Raw genomic sequence first — 17664 nt, forward strand, 5'->3', positions numbered from 1 at the left:
CTTCTCTCCGTGCTTGGCCATATGCGATAGCCCTACCTGGAGGGGGAGGGTCGCTTCGCATCGCGTAAGCGATGTGAAGCGGGGTGGGGTGACGGTCTATCGTCGTCGATGGTGCTTCAGCGGCACGGCTTCGACCCCGCGAGCGCCGTAGATCTCGACATAGATGCGCTCCAGCACGGCGTTGAGGTCAGCCGTGATCTCCGAATTCCAGAACCGGATGACTCGATAGCCCTCTTTCTCCAGCCACTCCTGTCGTTCGCGATCGTGCTTCGCGGTCTCGTCCTCATTGTGGTGTCCGCCGTCGAGTTCGATAATCAGCCGTTTCGCCGGGAGAAGGAAGTCGACGATTTACGGGCCGATTGGCGCCTGTCGTCGGAAGTGTGTGCCGTCGGTCGGCAGCTCCTTTAGAGCTCGCCACAGAATCCGCTCGTGCGGCGTGGTATTCGCGCGCAGCTTCTTCGCAGTCGCTCTTCGGATCGATGCCGAGACCATTTGTGTGGCTTCACCCCACCCCGATCGCACCCGACGATGCTGCGCATCGCCGCGCGCGCTCGACCCTCCCCCTCCAGGGGAGGGTGAAGTGGAGCGCAATCCTTGCGCGAATGCAAGTCGATGGACGGCTGTTACCCTCCCCTGGAGGGGGAGGGTCGCTTCGCAGCGCGTCAGCGATGTGAAGCGGGGTGGGGTGACAGTCTCTCCGCTACGAAACTGCGCGTTCTAGATCGCGCTTTCGCCTTCGTGCTGGAAGCCGAGATAGCTCGCGGCGACGCCTTTGTTGGCGGCGATATCTTTCGCGGTGCCGGACAGCACGAACTCGCCGAGCTCCATCACATAGGCGCGATCGGCGATCTGCAGCGCGGCCTGGGCGTTCTGCTCGACCAGCAGCACCGAGACGCCGGCGGCGCGGAGCTCGCCGACGATGCGGAAGATGTCGGCGACGATGATCGGGGCGAGGCCGAGGCTCGGCTCGTCCAGCATCAGCAGTTTCGGCGCGCCCATCAGCGCGCGGCCCATCGCCAGCATCTGCTGCTCGCCGCCGGAGAGCGTACCGGCGAGCTGCTTGCGGCGCTCCTTGAGCCGCGGAAACAGCGTGTAGACCCGCTCCAGCGAAACGGCCGCGGTTGCCTTCGCGATCCGGAAGGCGCCGAGCTCGAGATTGTCCTCGACATTCATGGTGCCGAACAATTCGCGATGCTCGGGCACCAGGCTCAGGCCGGTGGCGACGCGGTCCTCGATGTCGAGCGGTGCCATGTCGACGCCCGCGAAGGTGGTGCGGCCCCGCAGCGGCAGCACGCCCATGATGGCGTTGAGCAAGGTGGTCTTGCCGGCGCCGTTGGCGCCGATGATGGTGACGATCTCGTTCTCGCCAACGTCGAGCGAGACGCCGCGCACGGCCTCGACCTTGCCGTAGGCGATATGAACGTCGGCAACCGTCAGCAACGCACTCATGCGGCGGCTCCGAGATAGGCCTTGATGACGTCGGGGTTGCGTTTGATCGCGGCCGGCGTGCCCTCGGCGATCTTGGTGCCGAAATCCAGCACCACGATGCGGTCGGCGAGATCCATCACGAATCCCATGTCGTGCTCGACCAGCAGCACCGACATGCCGCCGTCGCGCAATTGCCGCAGCAACGCGGCGAGCCGCTGCTTCTCCATGTGGCGCAGCCCGGCCGCCGGCTCGTCGAGCAGCAGCAGCATCGGGTCGACGCACAGCGCACGCGCGATCTCGACGATGCGCTGCTGGCCGAGCGACAGCGAGCCCGCGAGCTGGTCGATCTGCTCGGACAGGCCGACGCGCGCGATCTGCCGCGCGGCTTCCGCCAGCAACCTCGCCTCGTCAGCGCGGTCGAGCCGCAGCATGCTGGAGATCGCCCCGGAATTGCCGCGCAGATGCGCGCCGATCGCGACGTTCTCGAGCACGGTCATGTCGGGCACCAGCTTGACATGCTGGAACGTGCGGGCGACGCCGAGCTTGACGACCTCCTGCGGCGGGGCGTTTGCGACCTCGTTGCCGAGCACGGCGATCTTGCCGCTGGTTGCGGGCAGCACGCCGGTGATCAGGTTGAAGGTCGTGCTCTTGCCGGCGCCGTTCGGGCCGATCAGCGCGACGATCTCGCGGGCGTTGACGTCGAACGAGACGTCGTTCACCGCGAGCACGCCGCCGAACTGTTTGCGCGCCTTGTCGATGTGCAGCAGGATCGGAGAGGTCCCCGCCGCCCGCTCACGGTGTTCCAGCTTCACCGACGTGTCCGGCGTCTTTCGGGCCGGCTTGAACGGCAGGTGCGACATCAGCCAGGGCCAGACGCCCTGCGGTGCAAGCTGCAACAACAGCACCAGCATGATGCCGAACACGATGGTCTCGAGCTGGCTCTGGCCGCCGAAGATGTAGGGCAGGTAGCTCTGCAGCACCTCTTTCAGGATCACGACGATGCCGGCGCCGAGCACGCCGCCCCAGACGTAACCGGCGCCGCCGACGACGGCGATGAACAGATACTCGATGCCGGCCTGTGCGCCGAACGGCGTCGGGTTGGCGGCGCGCTGGAAATGCGCGTAGAGCCAGCCGGACAGGCCGGCCAGCACCGCGGCATAGATGAACACCAACAGCTTCGCACGCGGCGTCTGCACGCCGAACGCCTCGGCCGCGATATGCCCGCGCCGCAACGCGCGGATAGCGCGCCCGGTGCGGGAATCCAGCAGGTTCATGGTCAAGAGCGCGGAGAGCAGCACCGCGACCCAGATCGCGTAATAGATCGTGTCCGGGCTCAGCATCCTGAACGAGCCGATCGAGAGCGGCGGAATGCCCGAAATGCCGTCGTTGCGGCCGAGGAACTCGAGCTTGCTGAACAGATAGAACAGCCCGATGCCCCAGGCGATGGTGCCGAGCGGCAGATAGTGACCCGACAGCCGCACCGTGACGAGGCCGAGCAGCACCGCCGCAATGGCGCTGACCAAAAGCGAAGCCGGCAGCGTCAGCCACGGCGAGACGCCATAGGCGGTGGTCAGCACCGCCGTGGTGTAGGCGCCGAAGCCACAGAATGCGGCCTGTCCGAACGAGGTGAGGCCGCCGACGCCGGTGAGCAGCACCAGCCCCATCGCGACCAGCGCGGCGAGGCCGATATTGTCGAGCAGCACGATCCAGAACGGCGGGATGCCCGGCAGAAGCGGGATCACCGCCATCACGAGCGCAAAGATGATGAGAGGAAGCCGCTGCGTCATCGCGCTCAATCCTTCTCTTCCTCGACCTGGGGCGCTGCGAGCGAGCGCAGCACCAGGACGGGAAGGATCAGCGTGAACACGATGACTTCCTTGAAATTACTTGCGTAGAACGACGAGAAGGCCTCGACGATGCCGACCACGATGGCGGCGACCGCGGTCAGGGGATAGCTGACCAGGCCGCCGATGATGGCGGCAATGAAGCCCTTAAGGCCGATCAGGAAGCCGGTGTCGTAATAGAGCGTCGTGATCGGCACGATCAGGATGCCCGAAATCGCGCCGATCACGGAGGCGAGCAGGAATGCGATCTGGCCCGACAGCGTAGTGCGGATGCCGACCAGGCGGGCGCCGAGGCGATTGACCGCGGTGGCGCGCAGCGCCTTGCCGGTCTTGGTGTAGCCGAAGAACAGCCACAAGGCGACGATGAAGCCGACCGTCAGGGCATACACAGCAAGGCTCTGGCCGGTGAAGCGCAGCGGACCCGCAGTCACCGCGGCATTCGACAGCGCCGGGGCGCGCAGGCCCTCGGCGCCGAAGAACACCAGGCCGAGGCCTTGCAGCGCCAGATGGCAGCCGACCGAGGCGATCAGCAGCACCAGCACGGAAGTGTGCGCGATCGGCTGGAACGCGATGCGATAGAGGAACAGCCCGATCGCCGCCACGATCAAGAGCGCCAGCGCGATGTTGATGGCGATCGGCGTGTTGGGACCGACCAGCGCATAGACGAGGCCGAGCAGCGCGACGGGAAAGACGATGTTGAGCGCGACCGAGCGCATCACCAGGCGGGCATGCAGCGCCTTGCGGGCGAAGAACAGATCGAGCGCGAACGCGACAAGGCCCATCGCGACGGCAAGGCGTACGGTGCCGGGTACCTGCCCGGTCGCGAGCATGGCGTAGCTCAGCGCGCCGTAGGTGACGAATTCGCCCTGCGGGATCAGGATCACCCGCGTCACCGCGAACACCAGCACCAGGGCCAGCCCGAGCAGTGCGTAGATCGCGCCGTTGGTGATGCCGTCCTGCAGCAGGAACAGCATGATCGTCGTGTTCAAGGCCGAGCGCTCCCCCTTAAGCGTCGGGCGGCCGCAGCCGGCTGTGCCGGTCGGGTCGGCCGATGCCGGCTGTTGATAGCCGCCGATATTTGATATGGTGCATAACGATTATTAGATATAATCTCAAGGTCCCCGAGCGTCCCGCGGGGTTTTTGTACCGGGATTGCGAGCCTGGAGCGATGACTGTTTCCAAAACCGCCTCCGATGCCGTCAGATCGTCGCGTGCCCTGCGCCGGGAACCGGTCGATCCTGCCGGGGACGACAGCATGCTGCAACTGGGCGAACTGTCCGGACTGCTCGGCTATTCGCTGAAGCGTGCGCAGCTCAAGGTCTTCGAGGACTTCCTGCGCTGCGTCGCGCCGCTGCAACTGACGCCGGCGCAGTTCTCGGTGCTGCTGCTGCTGGACAAGAATCCGGGCCGCAACCAGACCGAGATCGCCAACACGCTCGGCATCCTCAGGCCGAATTTCGTCGCCATGCTCGACGCGCTGGAGAGCCGCGACCTTTGCGCGCGGATGCGCTCCACCAACGACCGGCGCTCCCACATCCTGGTCCTGACCGACAAGGGCCGCGCCGTGCTGGCGCGCGCCAAGAAGCTGGTCGCCAACAAGCACGAGGCGCGGCTGATCGAGGTGCTCGGCCCGGCCAACCACGCCGCGCTGCTGGAAATGCTGGCCAAGCTCGCGCAGGAGTTTTGAGAGACGATAGTCGCTCCACCGTCGTTGCGGGCGAAGCGAAGCAATCCATTCCTCCGCTCGGGGAAGCATGGATTGCTTCGTCGCTACGCTCCTCGCAATGACACGTGAATCAGTCCACCAAAATCACCCTGACGTCGTTGACGTTGGTCAGCGTCGGGCCGGTCAGCAGCAGATCCCCGGTCTGGGCGAAGAAGCCGGTGGCGTCGTTGTTCTCGAGGTAGGCCCTGGGATCGAGGCCGATCGATTTCATCTTCGCGAAGGTTGCCTGATCGATCACGGCTCCGGCGGGGTCGGTCGCGCTGCCGGCGCCGCCGTCGGCACCGTCGGTGTCGGCGGCGAGCGCCGAGATGTCGGGCGTTCCCTTGAGCAGGTCGGCCAGCGCCAGCGCGTATTCCTGGTTGGGGCCGCCGCGGCCATTGCCGCGCACCGTCACCGTGAGCTCGCCGCCGGAGATGATCGCAACGCGCTTGCCCTCGCTGCGCGCCTTCAATGCGAGCCGGGCGTGCCCGGCCGCGACGTCGCGCGCCTCGCCTTCGAGATCGGCGCCGAGCGCGATGGTCTCGTAGCCGGCGTCCTGCGCGACCTTCACCGCGGCGTCGATCGAGGCCTTGGGCTTTGCCAGCAGCTCGAACGTCGCGCGCGCAAAGGCGGGATCGCCCGGCTTGCAGCTCTCGTTCCTGGGATCGTCAAGGGCGCGGCGGACCGCGTCGTCGACCGAGAGATTGTACTTGGCGACCAGCGCGCGGGCGTCCGCCAGCGTGGTCGGATCCGGCACCGTCGGCCCCGAGGCGATCGCGGAGGGATCGTCATGCGGCACGTCCGAAATCGCCAGTGTGACGATCTCGGCGGCGTGCTGGCCGGCGCGTGCCAGCCGCCCCCCTTTGATGCGCGACAGATGCTTGCGGACGATGTTCATCTCGCCGATCGGCGCGCCGGAGCGCAGCAGCGCGCGGTTGACCTGCTGCTTCTGGGCAAAGCTCACGCCTTCGACGGGTGCGATCCAGTTCGCCGAGCCGCCGCCGGTCAGCAGCACCAGCAGCAGATCGTCGGACGTGGCTTCCGCTGCCAGCCGCAGCGTATCGTCGGCCGCGCGCAGGCCGGCTTCATCGGGCACCGGATGGCCGGCCTCGACCACCTTGATGCGGCGGGTCGGCACGCCATGGCCGTGCCGGGTGGTGGCGATGCCGACCAGCCGCGACGATTCGAGGCCGAGCGTGTCGAGATAATGCCGCTCCGCCGCCGCGGCCATGGCGCCGGCGCCCTTGCCGGCGGCGAGACAGATCACGCGTCCCTTCGGCGCCGGCCGCAGCCGCGATGCCAGCACGACATCGGGATGCGCAGCCGCCACAGCGGCATCGAAGATCGAACGCAGGAAAGGACGACGGTCGGTCATGGCTGTGCTTTCGTTACGCGGTCAGTTTCCGCCGACTTCGCCGCTGATGACGTCGCCGAACAATTGCCAGCGCTCGCCCTTGAACTGCATCAGCTGCAATTGCTCGATCGGCTGGAAGTCGGCGGGCCCGGTCGACAGCGTGACGCCGGGCAGCAGGCCGCCCTGCGCAAACTGCTTCAGGCTCGCCGCCTGCTTCATCACATTGGCGCGGGTGAGGTCGTCGCCGCAGCGGCGCAACACCTCGACCATCGTGGTCGCCATGTTGTAGCCGGTCATCGCCGAGGCATCGACGCGGTTGGTGTCGGGCAGGTACTTGGCGAGCAATTCGTCGAACGCCTTCATGCCGGCGTCGTCCTTCCACTGCGGATCGCTGGCGTCCTTGGCGTAGGCCGCCGAGATCACGCCCTGCGCATTGTCGAGGCCCGCCGGACGCATCACCGTCGCGGTGGAGGCCGAGACGTTGGAGACGATCGTCATTGGCTTCCAGTTCATCTCGCCGAGCTTCTTGATCGCCTGGGCGCCGAACTTCGGCGTGGTGAAGAAGATGATAACGTCGGGGTTGGCGGATTTCAGCCGGACCACATGGGAATCGATGGTGGGCTCGGCGACCTCGTAGCTTTCCTTGGCGACGATCCCCGCGGGATTGCCGGCGAAGCCGTCTTCGAGGCCCTTCAGGTAGTCCTTGCCCATGTCGTCGTTCTGGTAGAGCACGGCGACCTTGGCGGCGGGATTCTCCTTGTGCAGATACTTCGCGTAGATCCGCGACTCGCTCTGGTAGCTCGGCAGCCAGCCCATGGTCCACGGGAACGCCTTCGGATCGTTCCACTTGGTGGCGCCGGTGGCGACGAACAGCTGCGGCACCTTCTTGGCGTTGAGATATTTCTGGATTGCGGTGTTGGAGGCGGTGCCGAGCGTGCCGAACAGGAACAGCACCTCGTCGCTCTCGACCAGCTTGCGCGCCTGCTCGACCGCCTTCGGCGGCGAATAGGCATCGTCATAGGAGATGAAATTGATCTTGCGGCCGTTGATGCCGCCGTCGTCGTTGACCTTCTTGAACACCGCCGCCATCGCCTTGCCGACCACGCCATAGGCCGACGCAGGGCCGCTATAGGGCACGATGTTGCCGATCTTGATCTCGGTGTCGGTCGCACCGGTGTCGTATTTCTTCTGCGCCCATGCGGCATTGCCGGTCACGGCGGCGATGGCGAGGCCGAGCAGGGCGGTTGCGACACGGTGACGGATCGGCTTCGGCATTTCCCGAAAACTCCTTGTTGTTGCCGGCGCAAGGGCACCGGGTTCTCTGCGGTTGTTGCCGGTTTTCCTAGCGCATTGCCGGGCAAAGTGTAAGCAGGCATCGCCCGGGCGGGCCTGCCCATGGTGAATGAAAAGCCCCCTGCGACGGTATCGCAGGGGGCCATTGTCGGTCGATTGTCGGCAGGAAATCAGCCGCCGACGTCGGCGCTGATGATATCGCCGAACAGTTCCCATTTCTCGCCCTTGAACTTCATCAGCTGCAACTGGCTGATCGGGGCGAAATCGTTCGCGGCGGTGTTGATCTTGATGCCGGGCAGCAGCACTTCGGTGCGGAAGTCCTGCAGGCTCGCCGCCTGCTTCATGATGTTCTCGCGCGTGAGGTTGTCGCCGCACTGCTTGAGCACCTGAACCAGGGTCTGCGCCACGCCGTAGCCGACCACGGTGCCGCCGTCGAGCTTGTCGCCCTCGGGGAAGTCCTTGGCCATGAAGGCGTAGAATTCCTTCATGCCGGGATCATTGTCCCATTGCTTGTCGGATGCGTCCTTCAGGTAGGCGGCGGAGATGATGTCCTGCGCATTCTCGAAGCCGGCCGGTTTGATCACGCTGCCGACCGAGGCCGACACGTTGTTGAGGAAGTGCGTCGGCTTCCAGCCGATCTCGGCGACCTTCTTGATTGCCTGCGCCGCGAATTTCGGCGTCGCGATGTCGATGAAGACGTCGGCGTTGCTGGCCTTCAGCTTGACGATGTTGCTGTCGATGGTCGGCTGGGAGGTCTCGAAGCTCTCTTCGGCGACGATCATGCCGGCGGCCTTCTGGCCCAGGCCGTCCTTCAGGCCCTTCAGATAGTCCTTGCCGTAATCGTCGTTCTGGTAGAGCACGGCGATCTTGGCGTTCGGCATGTTCTTCAGGATGTACTTTGCGTAGATCTGAGTCTCGCTCTGGTAGTTGGGCTGCCAGCCCATGGTCCAGGGAAAGTCCTTCGGATCGTTCCACTTGGTGGCGCCGGTGGCGACGAACAGCTGCGGCACCTTCTTGGAGTTCATGTATTTCTGGATCGCCGAGTTCGACGGCGTGCCGAGCGAGTTGAAAATCAGCAGCACCTCGTCGCTTTCGACCAGCTTGCGCGCCTGCTCCACGGCTTTCGGCGGCGAGTAGGCGTCATCGTAGGAGATGAAGTTGATCTTGCGGCCGTTGATGCCGCCGGCGTCGTTGATTTTCTTGAAATAGGCGGCCTCGGTGCGGCCGATGATGCCGTAGGCGGAGGCCGGTCCGCTATAGGGCATGATGTTGCCGATCTTGATCTCGGTGTCGCTGGCGCCGGTGTCGTATTTCTTCTGGGCAAGCGCAGCGCTGCTGGATGTCGCGACGATCGCGAGCGCGGCGGCGAGGACTGCAAGTCTTGTGGTAGCGGACATCTATGTCTCTCTCCCTGTTGTCAGACGAATGTGTCGCGGCCCTCTTGTTTCGACGGCTCTGTTATTTGACTGCAATGATTAGCATTTCGGGCGGCCCGTCTCAATGAAAGCCCCTGCGACAATGCCGCAGGGGCTCTGGTCTTTAGTCGACAATTTCGGGTTAACCGCCGACGTCGCCGCTCAAAATCTCGCCAAAGCGCTCCCAGGTCTGGCCCTTGAAGCGGATCAATTGCAGTTGCGAGAGCGGCGCGAAATCGGTCGCCGAGGTGTTGACCTTGACGCCCGGCAACAGGCCGCCGGGTTCGTAATCGCGGATGCTGGCCGCCTGCTTCATGACGTTCTCGCGGGTCAGGTCGTCGCCGCACGCCTTGAGCACGTGCACGAGGCCCTGCGAGACGATGTAGGCGTACATCACGGAGGCATCGGCGCGGTTCGCTTCCGGATAGTATTTATCGAGGAACTCGTTCCAGGCGATCATTGCCTTGTCGGTCTTCCACTGCGGGTCGGTTGGATCCTTGAAATATTGCGACGAGATGATGTCCTGGGCATTCTCGAAGCCCGCGGGCTTGATCACGCTGCCGATCGATCCGGAGACGTTGTTGAGGAAATGCAGCGGATGCCAGTTGAGTTCGGCGTTCTTCTTGATCGCCTGCGCCGCGAATTTCGGCGTCGTGATGTTGAAGAACACGTCGGCGCCGGAGGCCTTGAGCCTGACGATGTGGGAGTCGATGGTCGGCTCCGTCACCTCGTAGCTGTCCTCGGCGACGATCATCGATGCCGCCTTGGCGCCGAGCCCGTCCTTGAAGCCCTTCAGATAATCCTTGCCGTAATCGTCGTTCTGGTAGAGCACGGCGATCTTGGCGTCCGGCTTGTTCTTCAGGATGTATTTTGCGTAGATGATGGACTCGCTCTGGTAGTTGGGCTGCCAGCCCATCGTCCAGGGAAATTCCCTCGGGTCGTTCCACTTGGTGGCGCCGGTCGCGACGAACAGCTGCGGCACCTTCTTCTGGTTCATGTATTTCTGGATCGCCGAGTTCGGCGGCGTGCCGAGCGAATTGAAGATCAGCAGCACCTCGTCGCTCTCGACGAGCTTGCGCGCCTGCTCGACGGTCTTCGGTGGTGTGTAGGCGTCGTCATAGCTGATGTAGGTGATCTTGCGGCCGTTGATGCCACCCTCGGCGTTGATCTTGCGGAAATAGGCCTCTTCGGTCTTGCCGATCACGCCATAGGCGGAAGCCGCTCCGCTGTAGGGCATGATGTTGCCGATCTTGATTTCGCTGTCGGAGGCGCCGATGTCGTATTTCTTCTGCGCGGCGGAGGGACTCGTGGTCGCTGCGAGCAATGCGAGGGCAGCCGAAATGGCCCCCAACCGCAAATGGATAGCAGGCATTTTGATCTCCCTTGGATCACGGTGAATGTGTGTCACGATTTTTGGAGTGGGAGCACTTTGCGGCTCCTTCCGACATTGAATACCTTTCGTCTGGTGCCAGCAACAGAAAGCCCCCCGCGGCGCTGCCGCGGAGGGCGTCATTTAGTCGAACGCGTTGCGAGGAAAGCCGGCGCTGCGGAATCGCTTCGCGACACACGCGAAGCGTTTGCGTGGAGATCGTGCGTCGTCCTAGTTGCTGAGCCCGCTCGAGATGATGTCGCCGAACAGCTCCCACTTCTCGCCCTTGAAGCGCATCAGCTGCAACTGCTTGATCGGCGCGAAGTCGGTGGCGGAGGTGTTGATGCTGATGCCCGGCAGCAGCGTGCCGGGGACATAGTCCTTCAGGCTCGCGGCCTGCTTCATGATGTTCGCACGGGTGAGATCGTCGCCGCACATCTCCAGCACCTGCGCCATGGTCTGTGCGGCGGCGTAACCGTAGGAGGTGGCGCCGTCGAGCTTGTTGGCGTCGGGATAATCCTTCTTGAGGAAGGCAAGGAATTTCTCCATGCCCGGATCCTTGTCCCATTGCGGATCGGCGCCGTCCTTGAGATAGGACGCGGACAGGATGCCCTGCGCGTTCTCGAAGCCGGCCGGCTGCATGACGCCGCCGACCGAGGCCGAGACATTGGCGACGAACTGCAACGGTGTCCACGCGATTTCGGCGGCCTTCTTGATCGCCTGCGCCGCGAATTTCGGTGACGTAATGCTGATGAAGGTATCGGCTCCGGCGGCCTTCAGCTTGACGATGTGATTGTCGATCGCAGGCTCCGACGTCTCGTAAGCCTCTTCGGCGACGATCATCGAGGCCTTGTCGCCGAAAGCGTCCTTCAGGCCCTTGAGGTAGTCCCTGCCGAAATCGTCGTTCTGGTAAAGCACGGCAACCTTGGCGTCTGCCTTGTGCTTCATGATGTATTTTGCGTAGACCCGCGCTTCGTCCTGGTACGACGGCTGCCAGCCCATGGTCCAGGGATAGTTCTTGGGGTCGTTCCACTTGGAGCCGCCGGAACCGACGAACAGCTGCGGCACCTGCTTCTCGTTCATGTACTTTCGGATCGAAGCGTTGGTTGCGGTACCGACCGAGCCGAACACCAGGAGGACCTCGTCGTCCTCAACCAGCTTGCGGGTTTGCTCCACCGTCTTGGCCGGCGAGTAGTTGTCGTCATAGGAGATGAACGTGATCTTGCGGCCGTGGATGCCGCCGGCCTGGTTGATCATCTTGAAGTAGGCCGCCTCGGTCCTGCCGATCACGCCATAGGCCGAGGCGGGGCCGCTGTAGGGTGCGGTGTTGCCGATCTTGATCTCGGTGTCGCTGGCCCCGGTGTCGTATTTCTTCTGCGCCAGCGCGACATTGCAGCTCGTCAGGATCAGAGCCAATGCGGACAACAGCGCCGTCAGGGACGGACGTGCGGCAGTCATGGTTTCCCCACCTCGAGTTCTTAGTTTGCAGTATTCAATACCATCGGCGCGGGGCGTCAACAAAAAGCCCCCGCGACGGAGATCGCGGAGGCTGTTGTTTTATTCCCGCAGTGCAACGTCACTCAGAGGGGACGTCGCCGGAAATGATGTCACCGAACAGTTCCCACTTCTGACCCTTGAAGCGCTGCATCTGAAGCTGGGCGATCGGGGCGAAGTCGGTGGCGGAGGTGTTGATCTTGACGCCGGGGAGCAGGGTGTCGGGCGTAAAGTCCTTCAGGCTCGCCGCTTGCTTCATGACGTTGGCGCGGGTCAGATCGTCGCCGCACATTTCCAGCACCTTGGCGAGCGTCTGCGCGGCACCGTAGCCGTAGACATAGCCGCCGTCGGTCTTGTCGGCGCCCGGCATGTACTTGTCGAGAAACTCCGACCACTTCTTCATGCCGGGGTCGTTATTCCACTGCGAGTCGGCGCCGTCCTTGGCATAGGCCGCCGACAGCACGCCCTGGGCGTTGTCGAAGCCGGCCGGCTGCATCACGCTGCCGACCGAGGCCGACACGTTGGTGATGATCTGCAGCGGCTTCCAGCCGAGCTCGGCGGTCTTCTTGATGGTCTGCGCGCCGAATTTCGGCGTGGTGTAGATCAGCAGCACGTCGGGATTGGCGGCCTTGATCTTGACGATGTGGCCGTCGATCGACGGCTCGGACACCTCGTAGCTCTCCTCCATGATGATGCTGGAGGCCGCCTTGGCGCCAAAACCGTCCTTGGTGCCCTTGAGGTAGTCTTTGCCGAAATCGTCGTTCTGATAGAGGATCGCGACCTTGGCGTCGGGCTTCTCCTTCATCAGCCACTTGGCATAGATCTGGGCTTCGCTCTGGTAGCTCGGCTGCCAGCCCATGGTCCACGGGAAGTTCTTCGGGTCGTTCCACTTGGTGGCGCCGGTGGCGACGAACAGCTGCGGGATCTTCTTGGAATTCAGGTACTTCTGGATCGCGGTGTTGGACGGCGTGCCGAGCGGGTTGAAGACCAGCAGCACTTCGTCGCTCTCGACCAGCTTGCGCACCTGCTCGACCGCCTTCGGCGGCGAATAGGCGTCGTCATAGCTGACGAAATTGACCTTGCGGCCGTTGATGCCGCCGCGGTCGTTGATCATCTTGAAGTAGGCTTCTTCGGTCTTGCCGATCACGCCGTAGGCGGAGGCCGGGCCCGAATACGGGATGATGTTGCCGACCTTGATCTCGGTATCGCTCGCGCCGGTGTCGTATTTCTTCTGGGCGAATGCGGCAGTGGACGTCGCGGCAACAGCGACGATCGCCGCGGAAATCGCGGCGATCCGAACGGTAGAAAGCATAATGTCTCCTGGTTTGGTTCTAAAGATTCTTAGTTCTTCTTGAGCTTTGCGGCCAGTTGCTGGGCAACGATCGCAACCTGCCTGGCGCCGTGCGGCACGAGGAAGATGACGAGGAACAGCAACACGCCGAACACCGCGCCGGAAAGACCCTTCGAGATGCCTTCGGCGATGTTCGGCACGAAGATGATGAAGGCGCTTCCGACGATCGAGCCGGGCAGCCAGCCGACGCCGCCGACCACCATGCCGAGGAACAGCGAGATCGCGAGCTGGATGGTGTAGCCGTCGGGCGCCACGAACTGCACCGCGATGGCGCCGAGACCGCCGGCAACGCCGGTGATGCCGGCCGAGACGCCGAACGCCAGCGTCTTGTACAGCGCGACGTCGACGCCCATCGCGGAGGCCGCGATCTCGTTGTCGCGGATCGCCATGAAGGCGCGGCCGGAGCGCGAGCGCAGCAGGTTGACCGAGGCGATGTAGATTCCAATCGAGACCGCCAGGGTGAAGTAGTAGAGCCACATGTCCTGCGACATCGGCAGCCCGAACGGGGCATCCGGCTTGGTGACGACGAGGCCCTGCACGCCGCCGGTCCAGTGCTCGAAATAGCCGAGCTTGAGCAGCTGCGGCATTGCGGTGGCGAGCGCGAAGGTCGCGAGCGCCAGATAGACGCCGGAAAGCCGCAGCGCCGGCTGGCCGAACAGGAAGCCGAAGCCGAAGCAGACGATGCCAGCGATCGGCAGCGTCAGGGCATAGTTCATGCCCGCATGCTCCATCAGAATCGCCGATGTATAGGCGCCGACGGCATAGAACGCGCTCTGGCCGAGCGAGAACTGGCCGCTTCCGCCGGTCAGGATGTTGAGCGCCATCACCGCAAGCGCGTAGATCAGAAGCATCGTCATCTGGAAGATGATGAAGTTCTTCACGAACAGCGGGATCAGGATCAGCGCGGCAAGTACGACCAGCGAGGTGCCGTAGCCCAGCGTCATGGCACGCTTGGGCACAGCCTCGACGGCGGCGGCTTCTGTGACGATTTCTTCAGCGGCGCTCATGATCAAACTCGCTTGACGATGGCGCGGCCGAACAGGCCTGCCGGTTTAACGACCAGGACGACGATGATCAGCGCAAGCGCGATCGGAAGTTTCAGCTCATTGCCGACACCGGGGATGTAGGTGCCGACGAGGTTCTCGAAGATGCCGACCAGGAAGCCGCCCATCACCGCGCCGAACGGCGAGGTCAGGCCGCCGAGCACGGCTGCGGCAAATCCGTAGATCAGCACGCCGAGCATCATGTTCGGCTCGAGGAACACCACCGGCGCAATCATCATGCCGGCGATCGAGCCGATCGCAGACGCCATGCCCCAGCCCAGCGCGATCATCCAGGAGGTGTTGATGCCGACCAGCCGCGCTGATTCAGGCAGCGAGGCGGCCGCCCGCATCGCAAGGCCGACCCGGGTGAAGCGGAAGAAGAAGAACAGCAGGAGCAGCATCAGCAGCGTGATGCCGATCATGCCGGCCTGGTGGGTCGAAATCAGCTGGCTGCCGAGGAACGGCGAGGAGCCGAACGGCGTCGGATACTGCTTGATGGTGAAGTCCCAGATCAGGCCGGCGACCGAGTTGATGATCGCATACAGCGCGATGAAGCCGGCGACGTTGGTCAGGATCGGGGCCTTGGCCAGCGGCTTGAACAGCAGCCGCTCGATGATGATGCCGGCGGCGAACGAAAAGGCGACGGTGAGCACGAAGGCGCCCCAATATGGCACGCCCCATTGCATCAGCTGCCAGGACACGAAGGTCGAGAACATCGCCATTTCGCCCTGGGCGAAATTCAAATGGTCGATGGCCTGGTAGATCATCACGACCGCGAGCGCCATGCAGGCATAGATCGCGCCCGTGGCGATGCCGGCCAGGACCTGGTTGGCAAAAAGCTCCATTGTGCCAGCTCCTCAGTAGCCGAGATAGGATTTGCGGACGTCTTCGTTGTTCGCGATGTCCTTGGCATTGCCCGACATCACGATCCGTCCGGTTTCGATCACATAGGCCTGGTCGGCGAGCTCGAGCGCGAGCTGCGCGTTCTGCTCGACCACCAGGATGGTCACCTTTTCCTCGCGATTGATCTTGCCGAGGATGCGGAACAGGTCGCGCACGATCAGCGGCGCGAGGCCGAATGACGGCTCGTCGAGCAGCATCAGGCGCGGCCGCAGCATCAGCGCGCGCGCCACCGCGAGCATCTGCTGCTCGCCGCCGGACAGCGTGCCGGCTTGCTGGGTGTAGCGCTGCTTCAGTACCGGGAAATGTTCGTACATCCGCTCGATGTCGGAGCCGATGGCGTTCTTGTCGGAACGGCTGATGGCCCCGAGCTGGAGATTTTCCTCCACCGTCATGTTGGTGAAGGTACCGCGGCCCTGCGGCACATGGGCGATGCCGAGGCGGACCACATTTTCAGTGGAACGGGTGCCGATCGGCTTGCCCTCGAACTCGATCGCGCCGGTCGAACGCACCATGTTGCAGATCGCCCGCAGCGTGGTGGTCTTGCCGGCGCCGTTGGCACCGAGCAGGGTGGTCAGCGAACCCTCGTTGAGCGAGAAGGAGAGGCCGTGCAGGGCCTGGACCTGACCGTAATAGGCGCGCAGGTCCTTGACGTTGAGCATCGCGGTCATTGGTCCTTGCTCCCCAGATAGGCCTTGATGACGTCGGGGTCGGCCTGGACCTGGGCCGGCGTGCCTTCGGCCAGCTTGCGGCCGAAATTGAGCGCGACGACGTGGTCGGCGATCGACATCACGAGACCCATGTGATGCTCGACCAGCAACACCGTAATTTTACGGTCATCGCGGATTTTGCGGATCAGGTCGCCGAGCACGTAGACTTCCTCGTGATTGAGGCCGCCGGCCGGCTCGTCGAGCAGCAGGATCTTCGGATCGGCGGCCAGGGCGCGCGCCAGCTCGACGCGCTTCTGGGTGCCGAACGGAAGTCCGGAGACCACGGTGTGGGCGACGTCCTCGAGATCGAGATAGCCGAGGATGTCGTGCACCTTCTTGTTCATGTCGCTCTCGCCGCGGCGAACCCAGGCGAGACGCAGCGAGTCGCTGACGATGTCGCTCGAGGTGCGGGCATGCGCGCCGACGCGCACATTGTCGATCACGGACAGATTGGGAAACAGCGCGACGTTCTGGAAGGTGCGGCCGATGCCGATCTCGGCGATCCGGTGCGGCGGCCGCGACAGGATGCTCTTGCCTTCCATCAGGATATCGCCGGACGACGGCTGGTAGAGCCGCGACAGGCAATTGAACAGCGTCGTCTTGCCGGCGCCGTTCGGTCCGATCAGGCCGAGGATCTGCCCATGGCGCATGTCGAACGACACGCCATTGAGTGCGATGATGCCGCCGAACACGACGCTGACGTCGCGAACCGCGAGCAGGGGATCATTCCCCTGCGCGAGCTGTGCCTGCGTCATCTCGTCTCGCCCGCCATCTCTGAGCGGTGCGAGCAGCCCTGCGATGGATTTCGCCGGACGCGATGGAGGCTATCTGATCCCCTCGGCCAAACGTGCAACTTTCCCTCCTACTCTAGACTTTTTGCTTTGTTCTTTTTTGGATTGCGGCGCTATTCCACCGAGCGCCTGCTCGATGTTCCTTACCATCGCGACAAGGCGAGGTCCAATGTCGTTGAGTAATCTGTCTTCCGTGAAGCGGAATGCCGGCGCGCCGCAATTGAAGGCGTAAGGACCGGTTCCGTCGTTCAATTTCAATGCAACGCCGGCTGCTGCGACGTCGTTCTGCCAGTCACCGGTGGACAGTGTGAAGCCGTGCTTCGCCACCGTCTCGCCGGAGCGCTCGATGCCGTCGCGGATCTTGGCCCAGCGACTGCCATAGTGATCCCGCAGCTCACGCAGTAGAGCCGCACGCTCTTCGGGTGGCAATGCCCAAATATAGGCACGCCCCATCGCGGTGGTCGCGATCGGCACCCGCGAGCCGACGTCGAGCTGCACGCCGAGCGCCAGGCCGTTCCGGCTCTGGCCGAAATAGATCATGCTGTGACGATCGCGGCCGCCGACAGCGACCGCGCCGCCGGTCGCGCGCATCACTTCTTCTCGATACGGCTCGGACAAATGCCGAACGCCGAGATTGGCGAGCGCGGCGTAGCCGAGCGCCATCGCCGACGGTGCGAGCTGATACTTTTCGAATTTCGGTACAGGTGTAAGGTATCCCAGCTTGGTCAGCGTGTAGGTCAGCCGGGAAATGGTTGGCTTCGGTAATTTGGTGCGGGCTGCAATCTCCTGATTGCCGAGCAGCCCGTCATTGGGTTGAAATGCACGCAGGACATCCAGTCCGCGGGAAAGCGCGACGACGAAATTCCGATCGGTCGCTGCTTTCTTGCTGGCGCGCTTCATTCCCTGCCCTTGTCATGCTCGTTGACAAGGCTCGTGCTTCAAAATAACCCTCCGTGTCAAGATGTGG

Annotated in this window: 15 protein-coding genes and 1 pseudogene; 1 reads left to right on the forward strand and 15 read right to left on the reverse strand. The window is 63.6% G+C overall.

Features of this window, described 5'->3' with window-relative positions; translation table 11 throughout:
• Positions 1 to 96: 96 nt before the first annotated feature.
• The 4 genes and pseudogenes from CO675_RS36530 to CO675_RS36545 form a co-directional block, all read right to left on the reverse strand.
• Positions 97 to 492, reverse strand: a pseudogene (locus tag CO675_RS36530) (endonuclease domain-containing protein).
• Positions 493 to 717: 225 nt separating this feature from the next.
• Positions 718 to 1449, reverse strand: coding sequence for an ABC transporter ATP-binding protein (locus CO675_RS36535; protein WP_097676729.1), 732 nt, complete (start codon positions 1447 to 1449; stop codon positions 718 to 720).
• Entirely contained in the window at positions 1446 to 3215 is a 1770-nt protein-coding gene (locus CO675_RS36540; protein ID WP_097676730.1) for a branched-chain amino acid ABC transporter ATP-binding protein/permease, read from the reverse strand. Before CO675_RS36540 ends, CO675_RS36535 begins: the two co-directional genes overlap by 4 nt.
• A 5-nt stretch (positions 3216 to 3220) precedes the next feature.
• Positions 3221 to 4261 carry a branched-chain amino acid ABC transporter permease gene (locus tag CO675_RS36545; protein WP_198964876.1) on the reverse strand — a complete coding sequence of 347 codons (1041 nt, stop codon included), beginning with the start codon at positions 4259 to 4261 and terminating at the stop codon, positions 3221 to 3223.
• 179 nt (positions 4262 to 4440) lie between these two features.
• Between CO675_RS36545 and CO675_RS36550 the strand changes: the two genes are divergently transcribed.
• The gene (locus CO675_RS36550; protein ID WP_097676731.1) at positions 4441 to 4959 is read left to right on the forward strand and encodes a MarR family winged helix-turn-helix transcriptional regulator; all 519 of its coding nucleotides are present in this window, start codon (positions 4441 to 4443) and stop codon (positions 4957 to 4959) included.
• A gap of 109 nt (positions 4960 to 5068) precedes the next feature.
• Here the strand turns inward: CO675_RS36550 and CO675_RS36555 are convergent, their stop codons facing one another.
• The 11 genes from CO675_RS36555 to CO675_RS36605 all read right to left on the reverse strand — a co-directional run bounded on the left by CO675_RS36555 (position 5069) and on the right by CO675_RS36605 (position 17597).
• On the reverse strand, positions 5069 to 6352 hold the full coding sequence (locus CO675_RS36555; RefSeq protein ID WP_097676732.1) for a glycerate kinase type-2 family protein: 1284 nt from the start codon (positions 6350 to 6352) through the stop codon (positions 5069 to 5071).
• A 21-nt stretch (positions 6353 to 6373) separates the two neighbouring features.
• Positions 6374 to 7606 (reverse strand): ABC transporter substrate-binding protein, encoded by a 1233-nt coding sequence (locus tag CO675_RS36560; RefSeq protein WP_097676733.1) that lies wholly within the window; start codon positions 7604 to 7606, stop codon positions 6374 to 6376.
• A gap of 188 nt (positions 7607 to 7794) precedes the next feature.
• Positions 7795 to 9021, reverse strand: a complete 1227-nt coding sequence (locus CO675_RS36565; RefSeq protein WP_097676734.1) for an ABC transporter substrate-binding protein — start codon at positions 9019 to 9021, stop codon at positions 7795 to 7797.
• Positions 9022 to 9181: 160 nt separating this feature from the next.
• A complete protein-coding gene (locus CO675_RS36570) occupies positions 9182 to 10411 on the reverse strand; it encodes an ABC transporter substrate-binding protein (protein ID WP_097676735.1) in 1230 nt (409 codons plus the stop codon).
• Between the two features lie 228 nt (positions 10412 to 10639).
• Entirely contained in the window at positions 10640 to 11866 is a 1227-nt protein-coding gene (locus CO675_RS36575; protein ID WP_097676736.1) for an ABC transporter substrate-binding protein, read from the reverse strand.
• 118 nt (positions 11867 to 11984) lie between these two features.
• The gene (locus CO675_RS36580) at positions 11985 to 13214 is read right to left on the reverse strand and encodes an ABC transporter substrate-binding protein (protein ID WP_092119463.1); all 1230 of its coding nucleotides are present in this window, start codon (positions 13212 to 13214) and stop codon (positions 11985 to 11987) included.
• A gap of 29 nt (positions 13215 to 13243) precedes the next feature.
• Positions 13244 to 14260 (reverse strand): branched-chain amino acid ABC transporter permease, encoded by a 1017-nt coding sequence (locus CO675_RS36585; RefSeq protein ID WP_097676737.1) that lies wholly within the window; start codon positions 14258 to 14260, stop codon positions 13244 to 13246.
• Positions 14261 to 14262: 2 nt separating this feature from the next.
• Positions 14263 to 15141, reverse strand: a complete 879-nt coding sequence (locus CO675_RS36590; RefSeq protein WP_097676738.1) for a branched-chain amino acid ABC transporter permease — start codon at positions 15139 to 15141, stop codon at positions 14263 to 14265.
• A gap of 12 nt (positions 15142 to 15153) precedes the next feature.
• The gene (locus tag CO675_RS36595; protein WP_097676739.1) at positions 15154 to 15867 is read right to left on the reverse strand and encodes an ABC transporter ATP-binding protein; all 714 of its coding nucleotides are present in this window, start codon (positions 15865 to 15867) and stop codon (positions 15154 to 15156) included.
• Entirely contained in the window at positions 15864 to 16661 is a 798-nt protein-coding gene (locus CO675_RS36600) for an ABC transporter ATP-binding protein (protein WP_050406254.1), read from the reverse strand. Before CO675_RS36600 ends, CO675_RS36595 begins: the two co-directional genes overlap by 4 nt.
• A gap of 69 nt (positions 16662 to 16730) precedes the next feature.
• On the reverse strand, positions 16731 to 17597 hold the full coding sequence (locus tag CO675_RS36605; protein ID WP_097676740.1) for an IclR family transcriptional regulator: 867 nt from the start codon (positions 17595 to 17597) through the stop codon (positions 16731 to 16733).
• Between the last annotated feature and the right edge of the window lie 67 nt (positions 17598 to 17664).

This window comes from Bradyrhizobium sp. C9 (assembly GCF_002532045.1).
Taxonomy (GTDB): domain Bacteria; phylum Pseudomonadota; class Alphaproteobacteria; order Rhizobiales; family Xanthobacteraceae; genus Bradyrhizobium.

Bases quoted from the DNA above. Each gene is read 5' to 3' on its own strand.
- CO675_RS36535 (WP_097676729.1), bottom strand. From the start codon at position 1,449: ATGAGTGCGTTGCTGACGGTTGCCGACGTTCATATCGCCTACGGCAAG.
- CO675_RS36540 (WP_097676730.1), bottom strand. From the start codon at position 3,215: ATGACGCAGCGGCTTCCTCTCATCATCTTTGCGCTCGTGATGGCGGTG.
- CO675_RS36550 (WP_097676731.1), top strand. From the start codon at position 4,441: ATGACTGTTTCCAAAACCGCCTCCGATGCCGTCAGATCGTCGCGTGCC.
- CO675_RS36555 (WP_097676732.1), bottom strand. From the start codon at position 6,352: ATGACCGACCGTCGTCCTTTCCTGCGTTCGATCTTCGATGCCGCTGTG.
- CO675_RS36560 (WP_097676733.1), bottom strand. From the start codon at position 7,606: ATGCCGAAGCCGATCCGTCACCGTGTCGCAACCGCCCTGCTCGGCCTC.
- CO675_RS36565 (WP_097676734.1), bottom strand. From the start codon at position 9,021: ATGTCCGCTACCACAAGACTTGCAGTCCTCGCCGCCGCGCTCGCGATC.
- CO675_RS36570 (WP_097676735.1), bottom strand. From the start codon at position 10,411: ATGCCTGCTATCCATTTGCGGTTGGGGGCCATTTCGGCTGCCCTCGCA.
- CO675_RS36575 (WP_097676736.1), bottom strand. From the start codon at position 11,866: ATGACTGCCGCACGTCCGTCCCTGACGGCGCTGTTGTCCGCATTGGCT.
- CO675_RS36580 (WP_092119463.1), bottom strand. From the start codon at position 13,214: ATGCTTTCTACCGTTCGGATCGCCGCGATTTCCGCGGCGATCGTCGCT.
- CO675_RS36585 (WP_097676737.1), bottom strand. From the start codon at position 14,260: ATGAGCGCCGCTGAAGAAATCGTCACAGAAGCCGCCGCCGTCGAGGCT.
- CO675_RS36590 (WP_097676738.1), bottom strand. From the start codon at position 15,141: ATGGAGCTTTTTGCCAACCAGGTCCTGGCCGGCATCGCCACGGGCGCG.
- CO675_RS36595 (WP_097676739.1), bottom strand. From the start codon at position 15,867: ATGACCGCGATGCTCAACGTCAAGGACCTGCGCGCCTATTACGGTCAG.
- CO675_RS36600 (WP_050406254.1), bottom strand. From the start codon at position 16,661: ATGACGCAGGCACAGCTCGCGCAGGGGAATGATCCCCTGCTCGCGGTT.
- CO675_RS36605 (WP_097676740.1), bottom strand. From the start codon at position 17,597: ATGAAGCGCGCCAGCAAGAAAGCAGCGACCGATCGGAATTTCGTCGTC.